This window comes from Cedecea sp. B1(4) (genome assembly GCF_059414925.1).
In genome coordinates this window covers 452,062-474,095 of sequence record NZ_JCAHMZ010000006.1, presented here as the reverse complement: position 1 = coordinate 474,095, position 22,034 = coordinate 452,062, and the positions used below count along the sequence as shown (strand labels likewise).

Genomic DNA, 22,034 nt, shown 5'->3' with positions numbered 1-22,034 from the left:
AAACTGATTGAAAAGGCGGCAGTTGCCGCCTGTTTATTTGGTGGATATTACTTGTTTGCTGTTTTTTTCCGCAGTCAGTGCATTGTTAATAAATTGCCCTTGCGCACCAGTCTGGCTTTGGTTAGTATTCTCACCCGCTTCAGTGGGTAATGACAAACGTATCCGCTTAACTGGTTTGAAGCAATTGGCGTGCGGTAACCCCGCAAGGAACAGGTTGATTATGTACGAAGCTCTTTTGGTTGTTTTCCTTATTGTAGCGTTGGGCCTTGTAGGTCTTATCATGCTGCAGCAAGGTAAAGGCGCTGATATGGGAGCCTCCTTCGGAGCAGGCGCTTCCGCTACGTTATTCGGTTCAAGTGGTTCTGGTAACTTCATGACCCGCATGACCGGTGTGCTCGCAACGTTGTTCTTTATTCTGAGCCTGGTTCTGGGTAACCTCAGCACCAACAAAACCAGTAAAGGAAGCGAGTGGGAAAATTTAAGTCAGCCAGCACAAACTGAGCAGACTGCGCCAGCGGCACCTACCAAGCCGAGCAGCGATATCCCGCAGTAAGTTTGTCAGCTTCAATGCGGTAACATGAAGGTTACCGTGTTCAAAGAGTGCCGAGGTGGTGGAATTGGTAGACACGCTACCTTGAGGTGGTAGTGCCCGATTGGGCTTACGGGTTCAAGTCCCGTCCTCGGTACCAAATCCTAGCAATTCTTGCATTTAATGCAATTCTGGCGTAGTATTTGCCACGTTTTCGGACGCGGGGTGGAGCAGCCTGGTAGCTCGTCGGGCTCATAACCCGAAGGTCGTCGGTTCAAATCCGGCCCCCGCAACCACTTTCCCTGAGAGTTCTTTTTCAAATATACTGTGAACACCAGTTTCGGTGCCTTCGCGAAGAATTTAGAAAAAAATTCTCCTGGACGGTGTCCGGGCCGCAGTTGCGGCATACAGGGTTCAGTTATATAAAGCCCCGATTTATCGGGGTTTTTTGTTATCTGACTTTAGAATAACTGGGCTATATGCCCTTTTTTTATGTCTTGGGGGTGGGCTTGTCCACATTAGAGCAAAAATTAACAGAGATGATTTCAGCACCGGTCGAAGCACTGGGCTATGAACTTGTAGGCATCGAATTCGTTCGGGGCCGCACGTCTACGCTGCGCATCTATATTGATAGTGAAGATGGCATCAATGTTGATGATTGTGCTGATGTCAGTCACCAGGTCAGTGCCGTACTGGATGTCGAAGATCCCATCACCGTGGCCTATAACCTGGAAGTGTCCTCACCTGGCCTCGATCGCCCAATGTTCACCGCAGAACACTACGTTCGTTTTACCGGCGAAGAAGTGAGCATTGTATTGCGTATGGCTGTGCAAAACCGCCGCAAATGGCAGGGTATTATTAAAGCCGTAGACGGTGAGATGATCACGGTAACGGTCGAAGGAAAAGACGAAGTGTTCGCGCTGAGCAACATCCAGAAAGCGAACCTGGTACCCCACTTTTAATAGTTTGGATTGAGGTGAAAACCCAGGATGAACAAAGAAATTTTGGCTGTTGTTGAAGCAGTTTCCAACGAAAAAGCGCTGCCGCGTGAGAAGATTTTCGAAGCGCTGGAAAGTGCGCTGGCAACGGCGACCAAGAAAAAATACGAGCAAGAAATTGACGTGCGCGTTGAGATCGACCGCAAAAGCGGTGATTTCGATACCTTCCGCCGTTGGGTTATCGTTGAAGAAGTCACTCAACCTACGCGTGAAATCACTCTCGAAGCGGCTCAGTTTGAAGATCCGGCTCTCGGCCTCGGCGATTATGTTGAAGACGAAATTGAGTCCGTCACCTTTGACCGTATCACCACTCAAACTGCGAAGCAGGTTATCGTGCAGAAGGTTCGCGAAGCCGAACGTGCGATGGTAGTAGATCAGTTCCGCGATCAGGAAGGTGAGATTGTTACCGGTGTAGTGAAAAAAGTTAACCGCGACAATATCTCCCTTGAACTGAAATCGGAAGGCATGTCCGGCAACGCTGAAGCTGTGATTCTGCGTGAAGATATGCTGCCACGTGAAAACTTCCGCCCGGGCGACCGCATTCGCGGCGTGCTTTACGCAGTACGTCCTGAAGCTCGCGGTGCGCAGTTGTTCGTTAGCCGTTCCAAACCTGAAATGCTGATCGAACTGTTCCGCATTGAAGTGCCGGAAATCGGTGAAGAAGTTATCGAAATTAAAGCCGCCGCACGCGATCCGGGCTCTCGCGCCAAAATCGCCGTGAAAACAAACGACAAACGTATCGACCCGGTCGGTGCTTGCGTTGGTATGCGCGGTGCGCGCGTTCAGGCGGTTTCTACTGAGTTAGGCGGTGAGCGTATTGATATCGTGCTGTGGGACGACAACCCGGCGCAGTTTGTTATCAACGCAATGGCACCGGCCGACGTAGCATCCATTGTTGTCGACGAAGACAAACATACGATGGATATCGCGGTAGAGGCAGGCAACCTGGCACAGGCCATTGGCCGTAACGGTCAGAACGTTCGTCTGGCATCACAGCTGAGCGGCTGGGAACTCAACGTTATGACCGTTGATGACCTGCAGGCTAAACATCAGGCTGAAGCGCATGCGGCTATTGATACCTTTACCAAATACCTCGATATTGACGAGGATTTCGCCACCGTGTTGGTCGAAGAAGGTTTCTCCACGCTTGAAGAACTGGCCTATGTGCCAATGAAAGAGCTGCTGGAAATTGACGGCCTTGATGAAGACACCGTGGAAGCATTACGCGATCGCGCTAAAAACGCGCTCACCACACTGGCTCTGGCACAAGAAGAGAGCCTTGGCGATAAAAAACCTACTGAGGATCTGCTGAACCTCGAAGGGATGGATCGCCCGCTGGCCTTTAAACTGGCTGCTCGTGGTGTTAGCTCGCTGGAAGACCTTGCCGAGCAAGGTGTTGACGACCTGTCTGATATCGAAGGCTTAACGGATGAAAAAGCCGGCGAGTTGATCATGGCAGCGCGTAACATTTGCTGGTTTGGCGGCGAAGCGTAATAAACTGTAGCAGGAAGGAACAGCATGACAGATGTAACCGTAAAAGCGCTGGCCGCAGAGATTCAGACCTCCGTGGACCGCCTGGTACAGCAATTTGCTGATGCAGGGATCCCGAAGTCTGCTGATGACTCCGTTTCGGCGCAAGAGAAACAAACGCTGCTGGCCCACCTGAACCACGAACATGGTTCAGGCCCAGACAAGTTGACTTTACAGCGCAAAACGCGCAGTACTTTAAACATTCCAGGTACCGGTGGGAAAAGTAAATCGGTACAAATCGAAGTCCGCAAGAAGCGCACCTTTGTGAAACGTGATCCGCAAGAGGCAGAACGCCTTGCTGCGGAAGAACAGGCGCAGCGTGAAGCGGAAGAGCAAGCCCAGCGTGAGGCAGAGGAAGCTGCCAAACGTGCGGCACAAGAAAAAGCTAAGCGTGAAGCTGAAGAACAAGCTAAGCGCGAAGCCGCTGATAAAGCGAAACGTGAAGCTGCGGAAAAAGACAAAGTGAGCAATCAACAAACTGATGAAATGACGAAAGCCGCCCACGCCGAGAAGTCTCGCCGTGAAGCGGAAGCTGCTGAACTGAAGCGTAAAGCTGAAGAAGAAGCCCGTCGCAAACTTGAAGAAGACGCCCGCCGTGTGGCAGAAGAAGCCCGTAAAATGGCTGAAGCTAATGCTGGCGTTTGGGAAGAGCAGGAGAAGGTGGAAGACGATAAGTCTGACTATCACGTCACCACTTCCCAGCACGCTCGTCAGGCAGAAGACGAGAATGATCGTGAAGTTGAAGGCGGTCGTGGTCGTGGTCGTACTGCAGCTAAAGCGCCGCGTCAGAAAAAAGCTGGCGGTAAGCACGGCGAGTCTAAAGCTGACCGTGAAGAAGCTCGTGCAGCCGTTCGCGGTGGCAAAGGTAAGCGCAAGCCAAGCAGCCTGCAGCAGGGCTTCACCAAGCCAGCACAGGCCGTTAACCGTGACGTTGTAATTGGCGAAACCATCAGCGTTGCTGAACTTGCTAACAAAATGGCCGTTAAAGGCTCTCAGGTCATCAAAGCGATGATGAAGCTGGGCGCAATGGCGACCATCAACCAGGTTATCGATCAAGAAACCGCTCAGCTGGTTGCTGAGGAGATGGGCCACAAAGTTATCCTGCGTCGTGAGAACGAGCTGGAAGAAGCGGTAATGAGCGACCGTGACACCGGCGCTGCGGCAGAAACCCGTGCACCGGTTGTGACCATTATGGGTCACGTTGACCACGGTAAAACCTCTCTGCTCGACTACATTCGTTCAACTAAAGTGGCCTCCGGAGAAGCGGGTGGTATTACCCAGCACATCGGTGCTTACCACGTAGAAACCGACAACGGAATGGTTACCTTCCTGGATACCCCAGGTCACGCAGCATTTACTTCTATGCGTGCTCGTGGTGCTCAGGCAACGGATATCGTTGTTCTGGTTGTTGCCGCTGACGATGGCGTGATGCCACAGACTATCGAAGCAATCCAGCACGCAAAAGCGGCGCAGGTACCGGTAGTTGTCGCGGTGAACAAAATCGATAAGCCAGAAGCGGATCCGGATCGCGTTAAAAACGAACTGTCCCAGTATGGCATCATGCCGGAAGAGTGGGGCGGCGAAAGCCAGTTCATCCACGTTTCTGCAAAAGCCGGTACCGGTATCGACGACCTGCTGGATGCAATCCTGCTGCAGGCCGAGGTTCTGGAGCTGAAAGCTGTCCGTAAAGGTATGGCAAGCGGCGTGGTCATAGAATCCTTCCTGGATAAAGGTCGTGGTCCGGTTGCTACCGTTCTGGTGCGTGAAGGTACCCTGAACAAAGGCGATATCGTTCTGTGTGGCTTCGAATACGGCCGTGTACGTGCGATGCGTGACGAGATGGGACGTGAAGTGACCGAAGCGGGTCCTTCTATTCCAGTTGAGATCCTCGGCCTGTCCGGCGTGCCTGCCGCGGGTGACGAAGTGACCGTTGTTCGTGACGAGAAGAAAGCTCGTGAAGTTGCTCTGTACCGTCAGGGTAAATTCCGTGAAGTTAAACTGGCTCGTCAGCAGAAATCCAAACTGGAAAACATGTTCGCCAACATGACCGAAGGCGAAGTGTCCGAAGTGAACATCGTGCTGAAGGCAGACGTTCAGGGTTCTGTGGAAGCAATCAGCGACTCCCTGCTGAAACTGTCTACCGATGAAGTTAAAGTTAAAATCATCGGTTCCGGCGTGGGTGGGATCACCGAAACTGACGCAACGCTGGCTGCAGCATCCAACGCCATTCTGGTTGGCTTCAACGTCCGTGCTGATGCGTCTGCGCGCCGCGTGATTGAAGCAGAAAGCCTGGATCTGCGTTACTACTCCGTCATCTATAACCTGATCGACGAAGTGAAAGCGGCGATGAGCGGTATGCTGTCTCCAGAACTGAAACAGCAGATCATCGGCCTGGCTGAAGTTCGTGATGTCTTCAAATCACCGAAGTTTGGCGCGATTGCTGGCTGTATGGTTACCGAAGGTGTGGTGAAACGTCACAACCCAATCCGCGTACTGCGCGACAACGTGGTTATCTATGAAGGCGAGCTGGAATCCCTGCGCCGCTTCAAAGATGACGCAAGCGAAGTCCGTAACGGTATGGAATGTGGTATCGGCGTTAAGAACTACAACGACGTGCGCGTGGGCGATATGATCGAAGTCTTCGAAATTATCGAGATCAAGCGTACCATCTCCTGATAGCCGTACCGCATCAACTATCTTAGGGGGGCCGTGTGCCCCCCGTTTTGTCTGGAGAAATTATTATGGCGAAAGAATTTGGTCGCCCGCAGCGCGTTTCTCAGGAATTGCAGAAAGAAATTGCCATTATCCTGCAGCGTGAAATTAAAGACCCGCGTCTGGGCATGATGACCACCGTTTCTGGTGTTGAAGTCTCCCGTGACCTGGCGTATGCCAAAGTATTTGTGACCTTCCTGAACGACAAAGACGAAGATGCCATCAAAGAAGGCATCAAAGTTCTGCAGGACGCGTCGGGTTATATCCGAACTTTAGTTGGCAAGGCAATGCGTCTGCGCATCGTACCTGAGCTGACCTTCTTCTACGATAACTCGCTGGTTGAAGGGATGCGCATGTCTAACCTGGTTTCCAATGTCATCCGTCATGATGACGAGCGTCGCGTGAATACGGACGACAGCAAGGAGGATTGATGAGTCGTCCTCGTCGTCGCGGTCGTGATATTCATGGTGTACTGTTGCTCGATAAGCCTCAGGGCCTTTCGTCCAACGACGCACTGCAAAAAGTAAAACGTCTTTATAACGCGAACCGCGCGGGTCATACCGGGGCGCTGGATCCTCTGGCGACCGGTATGCTGCCGATTTGCCTTGGTGAAGCGACGAAGTTCTCCCAATACCTGCTGGACTCCGACAAACGTTATCGCGTGATTGCCAAACTTGGGCAGCGCACGGACACGTCAGATGCCGACGGCATTGTGGTCCAGGAACGCCCAATTAGCTTTAGCTCCGAGCAGCTCGCTGCCGCGCTGGAGAGCTTCCGCGGGGATACCGAGCAGGTTCCATCGATGTACTCTGCGCTTAAGCATCAGGGTAAGCCCCTGTACGAATATGCGCGCGCGGGTATTGAGGTTGAACGTGAAGCTCGCCCAATCACGGTGTACGAACTGTTGTTTATTCGCCATGAAGGGGATGAACTGGAGCTGGAAGTCCATTGCTCTAAGGGAACGTACATTCGTACGATCGTTGACGATCTCGGTGAAAAACTTGGCTGTGGGGCGCATGTTATCTTCCTGCGTCGTCTGGCTGTAAGTAAATATCCGATTGAGCGGATGGTCACTCTGGAACAGCTTAACGAGTTGGTAGAACAGGCACATCGGCAGGAGCGCGAGCCAGCGGAAATGCTGGATCCGTTGCTGATGCCGATGGACAGCCCAGCCTCAGATTTCCCGCTGGTGAATTTGCTGCCTGAAGTTGCCGTCTACTTTAAAAACGGTAATCCAGTTCGGGTGGCAGGCGTTCAGGCCGAAGGGTTGGTACGCGTCACCGAAGGCGAAGAGAAGAAATTCATCGGTATGGGTGAAATCGATGGCGAGGGCCGGGTTGCTCCGCGTCGTCTGGTCGTCGAATATCCCGTCTGACTTTTGCCGCTACCTTGCGGTAAAAGGGCGCTACAGGTAAAATAGCGCGGCTTAACGGCTGGCCGATTGTTTAACAAACGGTTCAGGCGTGCACTGGGGTTGCTGAATTAGAGATCGGCACCCTGTTTATTTATCTATAATGTTGGAGTTGAAAATGTCTCTAAGCGTTGAAGCTAAAGCTAAAATCGTTTCCGAGTTTGGTCGTGGTACTAACGACAGCGGTTCTACCGAAGTTCAGGTTGCACTGCTGACTGCACAGATTAACCACCTGCAGGGTCACTTTGCAGAGCACAAAAAAGATCACCACAGCCGTCGTGGTCTGCTGCGTATGGTTTCTCAGCGTCGTAAACTGCTCGACTACCTGAAACGTAAAGATGTAGCACGTTACACTGGCCTGATCGAGCGCCTGGGTCTGCGTCGCTAGTTCTTGCGAGTTTCAGAAAAAGGGGCCTGTAAGGGCCCCTTTTTTCAACCAGACGGCAGCAATTCTATGGAAACTAATGTATTGTTGCTGAGTGTGATCTTTATTGCAGAGGTTCGCGCGGCTAATGAGAGGCTTTACCCGTCAGAGCGGGTTAGGATTGTCATTAGTCGCGAGGATGCGATGAAGGTCGGGTACCAACGGCGGCGCGTGAAGCCACGTGCTGCCCGTCATTTTAAAGGATCTTATTTTGCTGAATCCGATCGTTCGTAAATTCCAGTATGGCCAGCATACGGTCACGCTTGAAACCGGCATGATGGCTCGCCAGGCTACCGCTGCTGTAATGGTAAGCATGGATGACACCGCGGTATTCGTTACCGTTGTTGGCCAGAAAAAAGCCAAGCCAGGCCAGGACTTCTTCCCGCTGACCGTTAACTATCAGGAGCGTACCTACGCTGCTGGTCGTATCCCAGGTAGCTTCTTCCGTCGTGAAGGCCGTCCAAGCGAAGGCGAAACCCTGATTGCGCGTCTGATTGACCGCCCGGTTCGCCCGCTCTTCCCTGAAGGTTTCGTCAACGAAGTGCAGGTTATCGCCACCGTTGTCTCCGTTAACCCACAGGTTCACCCTGATATCGTAGCCATGATCGGTGCTTCTGCAGCACTGAGCCTGTCCGGTATTCCGTTTAACGGCCCGATCGGCGCCGCTCGTGTTGGTTACATCAATGACCAGTACGTGCTGAACCCGACCGCTGAAGAGCTGAAAACCAGCAAGCTGGATCTGGTTGTTGCCGGTACCGAAAGCGCAGTACTGATGGTTGAATCTGAAGCTGAACTGCTGAGCGAAGACCAGATGCTGGGTGCCGTTGTCTTCGGTCACGATCAGCAGCAGGTTGTCATCAAAGAAATCAACGCGCTGGTTGCCGAAGCCGGCAAACCACGTTGGGACTGGCAGCCTGAGGCCGTGAACGAAGCGCTGAATGCGCGCGTTGCCGCACTGGCTGAATCCCGTCTGAGCGATGCTTACCGCATCACTGAGAAGCAAGAGCGTTATGCACAGGTTGACGTCATCAAAGCTGACGTTATCGCGACGCTGACCGCAGAAGACGAATCTCTGGATGCCGGTGAACTGTCTGACATTCTGCACGCTATCGAGAAAAACGTTGTTCGTAGCCGCATCCTGGCTGGTGAACTGCGCATCGATGGCCGCGAAAAAGACATGATTCGTGGTCTGGACGTGCGTACTGGTGTTCTGCCGCGCACTCACGGTTCTGCACTATTCACTCGTGGTGAAACTCAGGCGCTGGTTACCGCAACGCTGGGTACTGCACGTGACGCACAGACGCTGGACGAGCTGATGGGCGAGCGCACTGACAGCTTCCTGTTCCACTACAACTTCCCTCCGTACTCCGTAGGCGAGACCGGGATGGTAGGTTCGCCTAAGCGTCGTGAAATTGGTCACGGCCGTCTGGCGAAGCGTGGCGTTCTGGCCGTTATGCCAGAAGCTGACAAATTCCCGTACACCGTTCGTGTGGTTTCTGAAATCACAGAATCTAACGGTTCTTCTTCCATGGCCTCTGTGTGCGGTGCATCTCTGGCACTGATGGACGCTGGTGTGCCAATCAAAGCCGCCGTTGCGGGCATCGCGATGGGCCTGGTGAAAGAAGGCGACAACTTTGTTGTTCTGTCCGACATTCTGGGTGACGAAGATCACCTGGGTGACATGGACTTCAAAGTAGCCGGTAGCCGTGAAGGTATCTCTGCGCTGCAGATGGATATCAAAATCGAAGGTATCACTCGCGAAATCATGCAGGTGGCTCTGAACCAGGCTAAGGGTGCGCGTCTGCACATTCTGGGCGTGATGGAGCAGGCTATCGACGCACCGCGTGGCGATATTTCTGAGTTCGCACCACGTATTCACACCATTAAAATCAACCCAGACAAGATCAAAGACGTGATCGGTAAGGGTGGTGCTGTGATTCGTGCGCTGACTGAAGAAACCGGCACCACTATCGAAATCGAAGATGACGGTACCGTTAAAATCGCAGCGACCGACGGCGACAAAGCGAAACACGCTATTCGTCGTATCGAAGAGATCACCGCGGAAATCGAAGTGGGCCGTATCTATAACGGTAAAGTCACTCGTATCGTTGATTTCGGTGCGTTTGTTGCTATCGGCGGCGGTAAAGAAGGTCTGGTTCACATCTCTCAAATCGCCGACAAGCGCGTAGAGAAAGTGACTGACTATCTGCAGATGGGTCAGGAAGTTCCGGTGAAAGTACTGGAAGTTGACCGTCAGGGCCGCGTCCGTTTAAGCATTAAAGAAGCAACCGAGCAGTCTCCGGCAGAAGGTGCAGCACCAGCCGCGCCAGAAGCTGAGTAAGGTTTGCCAATTAAGCTCTCCATGGTGACATGGAGAGCTGTTTGTTACGAGACAGGATGTCTCGTTTGCAGCCGGGGGACAGGACGTTCATCCATTTGTTGTCTTCGGGAGTAGGAAATGAAGCCTTTTTTGCGCTGGTGTTTCGTTGCGACAGCTATCACGCTGGCCGGATGCAGCAACTCTGCCTGGCGTAAGAACGAAGTATTAGCGGTGCCATTGCAGCCTACGCTGCAGCAGGAAGTGATTCTGGCACGCATGGAACAAATACTTGCCAGTCGGGCTTTAACCGATGACGAACGCGCACAGCTTTTATATGAGCGCGGAGTGTTGTATGATAGCCTCGGTCTGAGGGCTCTGGCGCGGAATGATTTTTCACAAGCGCTGGCCATCCGTCCCGATATGCCTGAAGTATTCAATTACTTAGGCATTTATTTAACGCAGGCAGGCAATTTTGATGCTGCCTATGAAGCGTTTGATTCTGTACTTGAGCTTGATCCAACTTACAACTACGCGCACTTAAATCGCGGTATCGCCCTCTATTACGGTGGTCGTTATCGTTTAGCGCAAGATGATCTGCTGGCGTTTTATCAAGACGATCCCAACGATCCTTTCCGTAGCCTGTGGCTCTATATTGCTGAACGCAATTTGGACGAAAAACAGGCCAAAGTGGCGCTACAACAGCGTCTCGAGAAATCGGATAGAGAGCAATGGGGATGGAATATTGTCGAGTTCTACCTGGGCAACATTAGCGAAAAAGAGCTAATGGAACGCCTCAAGGCGGACGCAACGGATAACACCTCGCTCGCTGAGCATCTCAGTGAAACCAACTTCTATTTAGGTAAGTACTACCTAAGTCTGGGGGATAAGGACAGCGCCAAGGCACTGTTCAAGTTAGCGGTTGCTAACAACGTACACAACTACGTTGAGCATCGTTATGCATTGTTGGAATTAGCGCTCTTGGGCCAGGAGCAAGACGACCTGGCAGAATCGGACCAGCAATAGCTGACGAACAACGATCGTCCCATAAACTTTTTAACTAAAGTCATCACCTTCACGGGTGAGGGCGTTTTTGTTCGTTAATCAATCAAATTTGAGCCGGTTCACACTTTTCAATGAAAATTGCAGATCAATTTCACGATGAGTTACGTAGACTGGCCGCCATCAACGAGGCACATGTACTACATGACTGATATCATCGAAACCACTTTTTCTGATCTGGGGCTGCACGCCTCCATCATTCAGGCCCTGAACGATCTGGGCTACGAAAAGCCATCACCAATTCAGGCTGAGTGTATCCCACACCTGCTGAATGGCCGCGACGTTCTGGGTATGGCCCAGACCGGTAGTGGTAAAACCGCAGCGTTCTCTCTGCCGCTGCTGAACAACCTCGATCCTGAGCTGAAAGCACCGCAAATTCTGGTGCTGGCCCCGACCCGCGAACTGGCGGTTCAGGTTGCTGAAGCCATGACGGATTTCTCTAAACACATGCACGGCGTGAACGTTGTTGCCCTTTACGGCGGCCAGCGTTATGACGTGCAGCTGCGCGCTCTGCGTCAGGGACCACAGATTGTTGTGGGTACCCCAGGGCGTCTGCTTGACCACCTGAAACGCGGCACTCTGAACCTGTCCGGTCTGAAAGGTCTGGTCCTGGACGAAGCGGACGAAATGCTGCGTATGGGCTTCATCGAAGACGTTGAAACCATCATGGCGCAGATCCCGGCTGAACATCAGACCGCGCTGTTCTCTGCCACCATGCCGGAAGCGATTCGTCGCATTACCCGTCGCTTCATGAAAGATCCTCAGGAAGTGCGCATTCAGTCCAGCGTGACGACTCGCCCGGACATCAGCCAGAGCTTCTGGTCTGTTTATGGCATGCGTAAAAACGAAGCGCTGGTTCGTTTCCTGGAAGCAGAAGACTTTGATGCGGCGATTATCTTCGTTCGTACCAAAAACGCGACTATGGAAGTGGCTGAAGCGCTGGAGCGTAGCGGTTACAACAGCGCCGCGCTGAACGGTGACATGAACCAGGCGCTGCGTGAGCAGACCCTGGAGCGCCTGAAAGATGGTCGTCTGGATATCCTGATCGCCACCGACGTTGCGGCCCGTGGCCTGGACGTGGAGCGTATCAGCCTGGTTGTTAACTACGACATCCCGATGGACTCCGAGTCTTACGTTCACCGTATCGGCCGTACCGGTCGTGCTGGCCGTGCTGGCCGTGCGCTGCTGTTCGTTGAGAACCGCGAGCGTCGCCTGCTGCGCAACATCGAACGCACCATGAAGCTGACGATTCCTGAAGTAGAACTGCCAAACGCAGATCTGCTGGGTGAGCGTCGTCTGGCTAAATTCACCGCTAAAGTTCAGCAGCAGCTGGAAAGCAGCGATCTGGATCTGTACCGTGGCCTGCTGGCAAAAATTCAGCCTTCCGCTGAAGAAGAGCTGGACATCGAAACGCTGGCTGCAGCACTGCTGAAAATGGCTCAGGGTGAACGTCCTCTGATCCTGCCACCAGATGCACCGATGCGCCCACGTCGCGAATTCAAAGAGCGTGACGATCGCTTCGAACGTCGTGGCGACCGTAATGACCGTGGCCCACGTGGTGACCGTCCAGAGCGTGGTGGTGAAGATCGTCCACGTCGCGAACGTCGTGATGCTGGCGATATGGAACTGTACCGCATTGAAGTGGGCCGTGATGATGGTGTTGAAGTTCGTCACATCGTTGGCGCTATCGCTAACGAAGGCGACATCAGCAGCCGTTACATCGGTAACATCAAGCTGTTCGGGACTCACTCCACCATCGAGCTGCCGAAAGGCATGCCGGGTGAAGTTCTGCAGCACTTTACCCGCACTCGTATTCTGAACAAGCCGATGAATATGCAGCTGTTGGGTGACGCACAGCCTCGTCCAGAGCGCAGCGGTGAACGCCGTGGCGGTCGTGACGGTGGCCGTGGCTTCGGCGGCGAGCGTCGTGAAGGCGGTCGTGGCCCACGTCGCGAAGGCGCTGGTGCAGGTGCAGGCCGTAGCTTCAGCGGTGAACGCCGTGAAGGTGGCCGTGGCCCGCGTCGCGAAGACGGAGCTGCAACCGCTCGTCGTCGCTTCGGTGATGCATAATTGACCTATAATCTGCCGTATTATTTTTAAACGGCAGTGATAAAAGCCCCGGTTATTGCAATCGGGGTTTTTTTTATCCCTTTTGTACTCATATACTGGTACAATGAACCGCATAAGACAATTTCGTCGTGCTCAGTTTTTCAGGGATTCGATATGACAACGTTAACCGCCCCCGGCACAAAGCCTTCATTAATTGGCGGGGTGATGATCATCGGTGGGACAATCATTGGTGCAGGGATGTTTTCGCTCCCAGTGGTGATGTCGGGGGCCTGGTTCTTTTGGTCGTTGGCTGCGCTGGTCTTCACCTGGTTCTGCATGCTGCATTCCGGGCTGATGATCCTGGAGGCGAACCTGAACTACCGCATCGGCTCCAGCTTCGACACTATCACTAAAGATCTGCTGGGGCGCGGCTGGAACGCGATCAACGGCCTGTCGATTGCGTTTGTGCTTTATATTCTGACTTACGCCTATATTTCTGCCAGCGGCTCCATCCTGCATCATACGTTTTCAGAGATGTCGCTGGACGTGCCGGCTCGTCTGGCGGGGCTGGCCTTTGCGCTGGCTGTGGCGTTTATCGTCTGGCTGAGTACCAAAGCGGTTAGCCACATGACGGCCATTGTGCTTGGTGCCAAAGTCATTACTTTCTTCCTGACCTTCGGCAGCCTGCTTGGGCACGTCACGCCAGTAACGCTATTTAACGTGGCGGAGAGCAATGCCTCCTACACGCCCTATTTATTAATGACGCTGCCGTTCTGCCTGGCCTCTTTTGGCTATCACGGCAATGTACCTAGCCTGATGAAGTATTACGGCAAAGATCCTCGCACCATTATTCGCTGTCTGGTTTACGGCACGCTGATGGCGCTGGGGCTGTATACCATCTGGCTGCTGGGAACGATGGGGAATATTCCACGCCCTGAGTTTATTGGCATCGCGGAGAAGGGCGGCAACATTGACGTGCTGGTGCAGGCGCTGAGCGGCGTGCTCAACAGCCGAAGCCTGGATTTGTTACTGGTGGTGTTCTCGAACTTTGCGGTGGCGAGTTCATTCCTCGGCGTCACGTTGGGGTTGTTCGATTACCTGGCGGATCTGTTTGGGTTTGACGATTCCGCAATCGGGCGTTTGAAAACGGCGCTGCTGACTTTCGTCCCGCCGATTGTCGGTGGCCTGCTGTGGCCGAATGGCTTCCTGTATGCGATTGGCTATGCGGGACTGGCGGCGACTATCTGGGCGGCCATTGTCCCTGCGCTGCTGGCGAGAAAATCACGTAAACGCTTCGGCAGCCCGAAATTCCGCGTCTGGGGTGGCAAGCCGATGATCGTCCTGATTCTGATCTTTGGTGTGGGCAATGCGCTGGTACACATTCTGTCTACCTTCGACGTCCTGCCGGTCTATAAGTAAATTCTAACGGGCCCTCCGAGCTGAGAGGGCCTCACACCACGTTAGCCTAAAAGCTCTTCTTTCACCTGCATTGCCAAATCGAACGAATGTAAGCGCGCCTGGTGATCGAATATCTGGCCGTTAACCATAATTTCATCCGCTTCAGTTTCGCGCAGAACGGACTCCAGGCCGTGGCGCACCTTCGCTTTATCCCCCACCAGAGACATGCTCAGTGCCTGCTGAACCCCATATTGCTCAGAGGCAGACCAAAGCTGATGCATATTCTCCACCGGTGGCGGAAGCTGCCCGGTTTCACCGCGACGGAGGCGAACAAAAGCCTGCTGCATGGAAGTAAACAGGAACTCGGCATCGCGGGTGCTGTCTGCCGCCACGATATTGATGCAGACCATAGCGTAAGGTTTTGCCAGCCGTTCGGACGGTTTGAAGTTCTCACGGTAGAGCTGCAGCGCCCGGAACAGCATATCTGGCGCAAAGTGCGAGGCAAAAGCAAACGGCAGGCCCAGCTGTGCCGCTAGTTGAGCGCCGTACAGGCTGGAGCCTAATAGCCAGACCGGCACCTTTTCGCCATAACCCGGCACGGGGCGTACATGCGGGTTCGGATCGCGGGCGTCAAACCAGTCCACCAGCTCAGCAACATCCCGGGGGAAGTTATCCACGTCGCCGCTCATATGGCGTCGCAGCGCCCTCATGGTCGGCTGATCGCTGCCCGGCGCACGACCAAGCCCGAGATCTATACGCCCCGGATAAAGCGCATTGAGGGTACCGAACTGCTCGGCAATCACCAGCGGGGAATGGTTCGGCAGCATCACGCCGCCGGAACCTAAATGCAGCGTGGTGGTATTCGCGGCCAGGTAACCAATCAGCACCGAGGTTGCCGCGCTGGCAATACCGACCATATTGTGGTGTTCCGCCAGCCAGTAGCGGTGGTAGCCGCGCTTTTCAGCCAGTCGGGCGAGATCCAGAGAGTGGGAAAAAGCCTCCTGCGCCGAGGAGCCTTGAGGGATCGGCGCTAAATCCAGCACCGAGAAAGCAACATTTTTGTCAGTCATAACCGCTCACTTTTGTTACAGCGTAGTCATCAGATTGAAGGTCTTCTTCCAGCCTGGCGCAGGAATACCGCGCCGGCCAGAAAAGCTGCACTTTTAATAGTGCATTAAACGATGACCAAATTTGTTAACAAAGTGAGCTATTATCAGTCCCGAAGCTCCAGCCCGGCAACGCGTCGCCAGTAGCCGTTACAGTCGCTGCGCTTGGCCAGCGGCAGCGGTGCGCTACCGTTCTCATTGGCCCGGAAGGCGTTCAAGATATCCAGCGTCCCTAAACCCATGGGCGACAGGCGAACAATATCTACCAGCCCTTTCATCGACGTCAGCTCATTGCCAAGGTTATAGACATAGCCGCTCATGGTCTGAATGCCGTTCAGCACAAAGACTTGTTGCTGCTCCTGAGAGCGCATATCCCGGCCATTTGGGTACTTAATGCAGCAGGTTTCGCACTCGTCTTTGGCGCGGTCTTCGGAGCGGGCGGTAAAGCAGCGGGCGGAATAAGCCAGCGGCAGATGGCCGTAGCTCAGCACTTCCACTTCGAATTTGTCACGAATGCCGAGCTCATCGCATTGGTTGAGCATATTGGCTAACCAGTCGCGGGAAAGCTCGACCGGCATACACCAGCGCGTCATGCCCTGTTTTAATAACAGGCGCAGCGTCACGGCGTTATAGCAGTTGAGCGCATGCCCGGTGACAAACGGCAGTTTGCGTTCGGCGGCCATATTTACGCTGCCGATATCATTGGCCTCAATCAGAAAGTCGCCGTTTTCTACATAGCGCTTCAGTTCACCCAATTCTGATGGAGCCTGCACCAGCGCCAGCGTGGAAAGCACCACCTGTTTGCCCTGGCCTGCGAGCATTTTCGCCATATCCAGCCAGTCGCCAACTTTGGTTGCCCTGCGCTTGCTGCATACCGCTTCGCCCAGGTAAATCACATCGGCCCGGCTTTTCGCCGCGGCCTGATAAAACTTTTCCAGCGTCTCTTTTGGCCAATAGTAAAGCACCGGCCCTAATGAATATTTCATGCTTTTCCCCTACTGCCATTTGCGGTGATAGGCACCAAGCGTTGTTTGCGTGCCTTCGGCCATAGATCCCAGGGTCTCCATCCAGGTAGGTTGGGCCTGGTAGCCTTTAGGATCGGCCATGCAGCGATCGATAGCCTGGCGCCAGACTTTTGCCACCTGAGTCACATAAGCCGGACTGCGCTGGCGGCCCTCGATTTTCACCGACGCAATATTGGCGGCGAGCAGCTCCGGCAGCAGTTCGAGCGTGTTAAGGCTGGTGGGTTCTTCCAGCGCGTGGTAAGGCCTGTCGTCAACCAGATAACGCCCTTTGCAGAGGGTGGGATAGCCCGCATTTTCGCCATCTTGATAGCGGTCAATCAGCACGTCGTTGAGACGGGACTCCAGCCCCTGGGACGTCTGCTGCCAGCGCACAAAGCGAGCGGGGGAGCAGGCACCCACGGTATTGGGCGACTCGCCGGTAAGGTAAGACGAAAGATAGCAACGCCCTTCCGCCATAATGCACAGGCTGCCAAAAGCGAAGACTTCCAGCGGTACTGGCGTGACGCGCGCGAGCTGTTTGACCTGATGAATAGAAAGCACGCGAGGCAGCACCACACGGGCAACATCGAAGTGGCGATGATAGAACCGAATCGCTTCTTCATTGGTGGCCGAAGCCTGCACCGATACATGGCGCTCGATGTGTGGATAGCGCTCAGCGGCATATTCCAGCATGGCTAAATCTGCCAGGATCAGCGCATCGGCACCCAGTTGGGTGGCCATATCAACCGCCCGCTGCCAGCGGGAGTAGCCGTCCGGGTGGGCAAAAGTATTGATGGCAATATGCAGCTTACGGCCGCGAAGATGCACGTAGCTGACGGCTTCCTGCAGCTTTTTCTCGGTGAAATTAAGACCGGCAAAATGACGCGCATTGGTATCATCTTTCAGGCCGATGTACACCGCATCTGCACCGTTATCGATGGCCGCTTTCAACGCCGGAAGGTTTCCGGCCGGGCAAAGCAACTCCATATTTTATCCTGAATCATAGGGGGCATGAATACGTGCCCGCGCTGCACAGGGACGGGCAGCATAATTGTTAACGAACCGGGATTTTAGTTAACCTGTCGGCGACAATTTTTGATTTGGGGCAGAGAAAGGCGTATTGCTTAGTGTAGCCGCCGCCAATTCGGCCCCACAGCAACCTGCGGAATTGTTGATTTGGCACGCCATCGGGAATTGTCGTTATGGCAAAATAGCGACAAATCTTTTAAAGGAGTTAAACCCGTGTTCGATAAACTGCGTTCTCGCCTGGTTCAGGCTGGTCCTTCTTTGCTGCGGGTTCCGGTCAAGCTAACCCCTTTTGCCGTTAAGCGTCAGGTCCTGGAGCAGGTGCTGGGCTGGCAGTTCCGTCAGGCGCTGCAGGATGGCGAGCTAGACTTTCTGGCAGGCCGCTGGCTAAGTATTGAAGTGCGCGATCTGGGCCTGAAGTGGTTTACTTCCGTTGAGGACAATAAGCTGCTGGTGTGCGACGATGCACCTGCAGATGTGAGCTTTAGCGCTGAGGCCAACGATCTGTTGCTGATCGCCGCTCGCAAGCAGGATCCTGATACCCTGTTTTTCCAGCGTCGTCTGGTCATTGAAGGCGATACGGAACTCGGGTTATATGTGAAGAATCTAATGGATGCCATTGAGCTGGATGCCATGCCTAAACCGCTACGCATCCTGCTATTACAGCTGGCTGATTTTGTTGAGGCGGGTTTGAAACACAACGCCGCCCCTGAAGGTAATTCGATAGGTGAGCCATGTTAATTCGTGTAGAAATTCCCATTGATGCACCCGGCATCGACGCGCTTCTGCGCCGTTCCTTTGACGGTGAGGGTGAAGCTGAGCTGGTGAAAGCACTGCGGGAAGACGGGCTGTTAACGCTGGGTCTCGTCGCCACCGACGATGAAGGGCAGGTGATTGGCTACGTGGCCTTCAGCCCGGTCGCTGTAGAAGGCGAAGAGCTGCAGTGGGTGGGGCTTGCGCCGCTGGCGGTAGATGAGTCGGTTCGCGGGCAGGGCATTGCCAAACAGCTGGTATACGAAGGGCTGGATTCTCTGAATGAATTTGGCTATGCCGCCGTTGTCACGCTGGGTTCGCCGGAGATGTATGGTCATCTTGGCTTCCAGCCTGCGGCCCGTTACGATCTGCGCTGCCGCTGGCCTGGCACCGAAGCGGCATTCCAGGTTCATCCCCTGGCGGATGATGCCCTGAACGGCGTCAGTGGCCTGGTAGAATATTCTGACCACTTCAACACCGTTTAGCGAGTTTCCCCTTGAAGGCTTGTCAGCAGGTCTTCAAGGGCTACCTTGCCCGCTACCAGCCGCTCTTTCTCGGCCTTGCTCAGCTGTTTAATTCGGTATTCGGCCCGCAGCGCCAGCGAGCGGTTGCCCACCACCTGGCTAAACACCAAATCCAGCCCCCCCTTGCCGCGCAGCGCCTTGGCTCCTTTCCCTGACTGATGCTGGGCAAAGCGGCGAGCGACGTCGGTGGTGATGCCGGTATAAAGGCGGTTATCGGGGCAGCGAATTAAATAGAGATACCAGGGAGTCATAGGGCGGGCGCATAATTAACATTTGCCGCAGAGTATCACTGTTCAGGATGACGATGGAATCACTCAATGCCATCAGCCGCTGGCTGACAAAACAACATGTTCTCAGCTACTGCGTGGGCAGTGGGCACTCGCTTTGGTGCGCGAACGCGTTTTACATTTTCGACCCTGAACGCGTGGCCTTTTATCTATTGAGCGATACTTCATCCCGCCACGGTGAATTGATTGGGGAGCAAGCCCCGGTAGCCGGGACGATAAACGGCCAGCCCAAAACCGTGGCGCTTATCCGGGGCGTACAGTTCCGGGGGGAAATTCGTCTGCTGGCGGCAGAAGAAGCGGCTGACTTCCGTATTCGCTACCTAAAACGTTTCCCGATAGCCAAAGTCATGTCGGCTCCGATGTGGGAAATTCGGCTCGATGAGATAAAAATGACGGACAACACGCTCGGCTTCGGGAAAAAGCTACACTGGCTACGTGACGAATAAATTCATTCTCAGGAGGCAGTATGAGTCGTGTTCTGATTGTCGGTGCCACAGGGCTTGTGGGTGGCCATTTGCTCCGCCTGCTTAGTCAGGACTCGCGCGTTACCTCGATTGTGGCACCCACCCGCCGCCCGCTGCCGGTAGCGCTGAACAAGGTTGTTAATCCACACGATCCACAGCTGTCAGACGCGCTCGCGCAGGTCACGGAACCGGTTGATATGGTCTTTTGCTGCCTGGGTACAACGCTTCGCGAGGCCGGCAGCAAAGAGGCGTTTATTCTTGTCGATTACACACTTGTCGTGGACACCGCTCTTACGGGCCAGCGGCTTGGGGCAAAACAGATGCTGGTGGTTAGCGCGCTGGGCGCGAACAGCCGCTCGCCGTTCTTCTACAACCGCGTTAAGGGTGAAATGGAAGATACGCTGATAGCGCAAACCTGGTCGCGTCTGACCATTGCCCGCCCCTCAATGCTGTTGGGGCATCGCCAAACCCGTCGCTTAAACGAAGTCGTCATGCTGCCGATTTTTAAAATGCTGCCCGGCAACCTCAAAGCTATTGAATCGCTGGACGTGGCAAAAGCCCTACTTTTTGACGCGTTCAACCCTGCTCGTGAAGGAGTAACGATTGTTAATTCTGCCGAACTTCGAGAACGAGCTCAGCACTTTGCTGCGGAGTAATTTTTCCAGATAGCTTGTGTGGCATTATTTACGTTGCTGTTATAAATAAAAGCCACGTAGTAACGTGGCTTTTTAATAGCTAAAGCATACCGCTCAATACAATATTGAGAAGATAACTGTCAGGGATTAAAGGCTAAATATTAAAAGGACTGCAGGTAATCAATATATCCTTTAGCACTGCTTTCCAGCTGCTGTGCGGAAACTTCATATTCAGCCCCATAAAATGCGTAGAAGGGCTGATAATCCGCTTCGACATATTTCGCGGTCATTTCAAACGGCAGAAGTATTTCCTGTAACGAATGCTGATAGCGCCCGTCAGGTGAAAAGTCCTCCTCTTTGATGCCGGCGCTTACCGCCAGCGCGAACTTACGGCCTCTGAGCTTATGCCCGCTGGCAGAGCCGTAGGCCCAGCCATAGGTAAAGACCTCATCCAGCCACTGCTTTAACAACGGTGGGCTGTTAAACCAGTACAGCGGAAATTGCAGAATAATTTTATCGTGTTGTTCAATCAGTTTTTGCTCGCTTTCCACATCAATAACGCCATCTGGATAAGCCTGATAAAGATTGTGGACGGTATATAACGCCAGATGATTTTCTAATTCACTTACCCAGCGATTATTAATTTTAGACTCATTAATATTCGGATGAATAACAACAATTAACGTCTTCATGGTTAATTCCTCTTGAGATGGCTGCTCATCATTGTTTATTTGATGTTTGCATCATAGGGAGCTTTAAATTAAAGTACAATACTGTCATTGTTGATATGTACTATACCAAAGGATAGTGTCATGAGCGAAAAAGCTGTGCCGGATTCCTGCGCATTTATGGGCGACACGGGCTTTGCCTATACGCTGTCGCTGGTGAATGGGAAATATAAAATGATCATTCTCTATGCGCTGGCGGAACATAAGCCGGTAATTCGCTTCAATGAGCTAAAACGTTGCATTGAAACTATCTCGTTTAGAACACTCAGCCTGACGCTGAAAGAGCTGGAGAGTGACGGGCTGATTATTCGGGACGAATATCCGCAAATTCCACCCAAGGTGGAGTACAGCCTTTCAGAGCGCGGTAAGTCGCTGATCCCGGTGCTGGATATGATGTGCGAATGGGGAAACGTGCACCGCTATGATGTGCTGAAGTGAAGCTTTCCGCAGGCTGGCGGGAAGCCTGATTTAACGCAGGTGATGAACAACCTGGTTACTGCTGCCGCGCCAGATAAGCGCCGGGTCTTTTAAATCCTGAACAAACTTGCCGTCCACCAGCACGTTGATTAACGCCGCCACTTCCTGCTGTGCAGCGTTCAGTTCATCAATCTTATATCCCGTCCACACCCAGATGTCCTTGCCTGGGCATTCGGCACGCACGCGCTGCACCAGCTTTAGAATCTCGGGCACGTTCTGCGGATGCAGGGGATCGCCGCCCGAAAGCGAGATCCCCTGACGCTTAACGCGGGTGTCGTTCAGGTCGGCAATAATGCGATCGGCCATTTCTGCGGTAAACGGCATGCCCGAATTCACGCGCCAGGTGCTTTTGTTGTAGCAGCCGGGGCATTCGTGCACGCAGCCTGAGACAAACAGCGTGCAGCGAGTGCCGGGGCCATTGACGATGTCGACGGGGTAGTACTGGTGATAATTCATTTTCGCATCTCAATTGACGCCATAACTGTGTTGGCTGCTCTCACTCACCCCGGTCACTTACTTTATGTAAGCTCCCGGGGATTCCTTCCTTTGCCGCCTTGTTCTAACGTCAATTGCTTTGCGAAAAAATTGCTGAAAGTCAGC

At 53.5% G+C, this 22,034-nt stretch carries 23 protein-coding genes and 2 tRNA genes; 19 read left to right on the top strand and 6 right to left on the bottom strand.

Annotation, left to right across the window (positions count from 1 at the left end; all coding sequences use genetic code 11):
- Positions 1-220 precede the first annotated feature (220 nt).
- From secG to mtr, 14 genes are all read left to right on the top strand, one after another.
- Complete coding sequence (gene secG, locus ACR6JA_RS14895; RefSeq protein ID WP_038478508.1) at positions 221-553, top strand: preprotein translocase subunit SecG; 333 nt, start codon at positions 221-223, stop codon at positions 551-553.
- A 49-nt stretch (positions 554-602) separates the two neighbouring features.
- A tRNA-Leu gene (locus tag ACR6JA_RS14890) sits at positions 603-689 on the top strand.
- Between the two features lie 59 nt (positions 690-748).
- Positions 749-825 (top strand) — tRNA-Met (locus ACR6JA_RS14885).
- Between the two features lie 213 nt (positions 826-1,038).
- Complete coding sequence (gene rimP, locus ACR6JA_RS14880; protein ID WP_008454786.1) at positions 1,039-1,491, top strand: ribosome maturation factor RimP; 453 nt, start codon at positions 1,039-1,041, stop codon at positions 1,489-1,491.
- A 27-nt stretch (positions 1,492-1,518) separates the two neighbouring features.
- Positions 1,519-3,021 carry a transcription termination factor NusA gene (nusA, locus tag ACR6JA_RS14875; protein WP_008454785.1) on the top strand — a complete coding sequence of 501 codons (1,503 nt, stop codon included), beginning with the start codon at positions 1,519-1,521 and terminating at the stop codon, positions 3,019-3,021.
- Positions 3,022-3,045: 24 nt separating this feature from the next.
- Positions 3,046-5,733, top strand: a complete 2,688-nt coding sequence (gene infB / locus ACR6JA_RS14870; RefSeq protein WP_008454784.1) for a translation initiation factor IF-2 — start codon at positions 3,046-3,048, stop codon at positions 5,731-5,733.
- Positions 5,734-5,798: 65 nt separating this feature from the next.
- On the top strand, positions 5,799-6,200 hold the full coding sequence (gene rbfA / locus ACR6JA_RS14865) for a 30S ribosome-binding factor RbfA (protein ID WP_008454782.1): 402 nt from the start codon (positions 5,799-5,801) through the stop codon (positions 6,198-6,200).
- On the top strand, positions 6,200-7,144 hold the full coding sequence (gene truB, locus ACR6JA_RS14860; RefSeq protein WP_494493790.1) for a tRNA pseudouridine(55) synthase TruB: 945 nt from the start codon (positions 6,200-6,202) through the stop codon (positions 7,142-7,144). Before rbfA ends, truB begins: the two co-directional genes overlap by 1 nt.
- A 154-nt stretch (positions 7,145-7,298) precedes the next feature.
- The gene (rpsO, locus tag ACR6JA_RS14855) at positions 7,299-7,568 is read left to right on the top strand and encodes a 30S ribosomal protein S15 (RefSeq protein WP_008454776.1); all 270 of its coding nucleotides are present in this window, start codon (positions 7,299-7,301) and stop codon (positions 7,566-7,568) included.
- Between the two features lie 247 nt (positions 7,569-7,815).
- Positions 7,816-9,945: a polyribonucleotide nucleotidyltransferase gene (pnp, locus tag ACR6JA_RS14850; RefSeq protein WP_039298148.1), complete on the top strand. Its 2,130-nt coding sequence runs from the start codon at positions 7,816-7,818 to the stop codon at positions 9,943-9,945.
- Between the two features lie 117 nt (positions 9,946-10,062).
- Complete coding sequence (nlpI, locus tag ACR6JA_RS14845; RefSeq protein ID WP_008454770.1) at positions 10,063-10,947, top strand: lipoprotein NlpI; 885 nt, start codon at positions 10,063-10,065, stop codon at positions 10,945-10,947.
- A gap of 110 nt (positions 10,948-11,057) precedes the next feature.
- Entirely contained in the window at positions 11,058-11,135 is a 78-nt protein-coding gene (yrbN, locus tag ACR6JA_RS14840; protein ID WP_099458804.1) for a protein YrbN, read from the top strand.
- Entirely contained in the window at positions 11,128-13,053 is a 1,926-nt protein-coding gene (locus ACR6JA_RS14835; protein ID WP_494493814.1) for a DEAD/DEAH family ATP-dependent RNA helicase, read from the top strand. The genes yrbN and ACR6JA_RS14835 overlap by 8 nt, the downstream gene beginning before the upstream one ends.
- Before the next feature lie 153 nt (positions 13,054-13,206).
- On the top strand, positions 13,207-14,451 hold the full coding sequence (gene mtr / locus ACR6JA_RS14830; RefSeq protein ID WP_494493789.1) for a tryptophan permease: 1,245 nt from the start codon (positions 13,207-13,209) through the stop codon (positions 14,449-14,451).
- 41 nt (positions 14,452-14,492) lie between these two features.
- Here the strand turns inward: mtr and ACR6JA_RS14825 are convergent, their stop codons facing one another.
- The 3 genes from ACR6JA_RS14825 to ubiU form a co-directional block, all read right to left on the bottom strand.
- Positions 14,493-15,500, bottom strand: coding sequence for a luciferase-like monooxygenase (locus ACR6JA_RS14825; protein WP_008454765.1), 1,008 nt, complete (start codon positions 15,498-15,500; stop codon positions 14,493-14,495).
- Between the two features lie 143 nt (positions 15,501-15,643).
- Entirely contained in the window at positions 15,644-16,522 is an 879-nt protein-coding gene (locus ACR6JA_RS14820; protein WP_494493788.1) for a U32 family peptidase, read from the bottom strand.
- A 9-nt stretch (positions 16,523-16,531) separates the two neighbouring features.
- Positions 16,532-17,527 carry a ubiquinone anaerobic biosynthesis protein UbiU gene (ubiU, locus tag ACR6JA_RS14815; protein ID WP_494493787.1) on the bottom strand — a complete coding sequence of 332 codons (996 nt, stop codon included), beginning with the start codon at positions 17,525-17,527 and terminating at the stop codon, positions 16,532-16,534.
- A gap of 255 nt (positions 17,528-17,782) precedes the next feature.
- Here ubiU and ubiT point away from each other — a divergent pair, with 255 nt between their 5' ends.
- Both ubiT and ACR6JA_RS14805 read left to right on the top strand, forming a co-directional pair.
- Positions 17,783-18,307: a ubiquinone anaerobic biosynthesis accessory factor UbiT gene (gene ubiT / locus ACR6JA_RS14810; RefSeq protein ID WP_039288056.1), complete on the top strand. Its 525-nt coding sequence runs from the start codon at positions 17,783-17,785 to the stop codon at positions 18,305-18,307.
- A complete protein-coding gene (locus ACR6JA_RS14805) occupies positions 18,301-18,804 on the top strand; it encodes a GNAT family N-acetyltransferase (protein WP_494493786.1) in 504 nt (167 codons plus the stop codon). The genes ubiT and ACR6JA_RS14805 overlap by 7 nt, the downstream gene beginning before the upstream one ends.
- Here ACR6JA_RS14805 and ACR6JA_RS14800 read toward each other — a convergent pair.
- Entirely contained in the window at positions 18,801-19,094 is a 294-nt protein-coding gene (locus tag ACR6JA_RS14800) for a GIY-YIG nuclease family protein (RefSeq protein ID WP_213715457.1), read from the bottom strand. The two genes, ACR6JA_RS14805 and ACR6JA_RS14800, sit on opposite strands and share 4 nt — an antisense overlap.
- Positions 19,095-19,147: 53 nt before the next feature.
- Between ACR6JA_RS14800 and ACR6JA_RS14795 the strand changes: the two genes are divergently transcribed.
- Entirely contained in the window at positions 19,148-19,576 is a 429-nt protein-coding gene (locus tag ACR6JA_RS14795; protein WP_494493785.1) for a YhbP family protein, read from the top strand.
- Between the two features lie 20 nt (positions 19,577-19,596).
- Complete coding sequence (locus ACR6JA_RS14790) at positions 19,597-20,250, top strand: NAD(P)H-binding protein (protein WP_494493784.1); 654 nt, start codon at positions 19,597-19,599, stop codon at positions 20,248-20,250.
- 140 nt (positions 20,251-20,390) lie between these two features.
- Here the strand turns inward: ACR6JA_RS14790 and ACR6JA_RS14785 are convergent, their stop codons facing one another.
- Positions 20,391-20,921 carry an NAD(P)H-dependent oxidoreductase gene (locus ACR6JA_RS14785; protein ID WP_494493783.1) on the bottom strand — a complete coding sequence of 177 codons (531 nt, stop codon included), beginning with the start codon at positions 20,919-20,921 and terminating at the stop codon, positions 20,391-20,393.
- Between the two features lie 120 nt (positions 20,922-21,041).
- Here ACR6JA_RS14785 and ACR6JA_RS14780 point away from each other — a divergent pair, with 120 nt between their 5' ends.
- Positions 21,042-21,395: a winged helix-turn-helix transcriptional regulator gene (locus tag ACR6JA_RS14780; protein WP_494493782.1), complete on the top strand. Its 354-nt coding sequence runs from the start codon at positions 21,042-21,044 to the stop codon at positions 21,393-21,395.
- Between the two features lie 30 nt (positions 21,396-21,425).
- On the opposite strand, the gene nrdG is transcribed toward ACR6JA_RS14780, so the two are convergent.
- Positions 21,426-21,890, bottom strand: a complete 465-nt coding sequence (nrdG, locus tag ACR6JA_RS14775) for an anaerobic ribonucleoside-triphosphate reductase-activating protein (protein ID WP_213715462.1) — start codon at positions 21,888-21,890, stop codon at positions 21,426-21,428.
- Between the last annotated feature and the right edge of the window lie 144 nt (positions 21,891-22,034).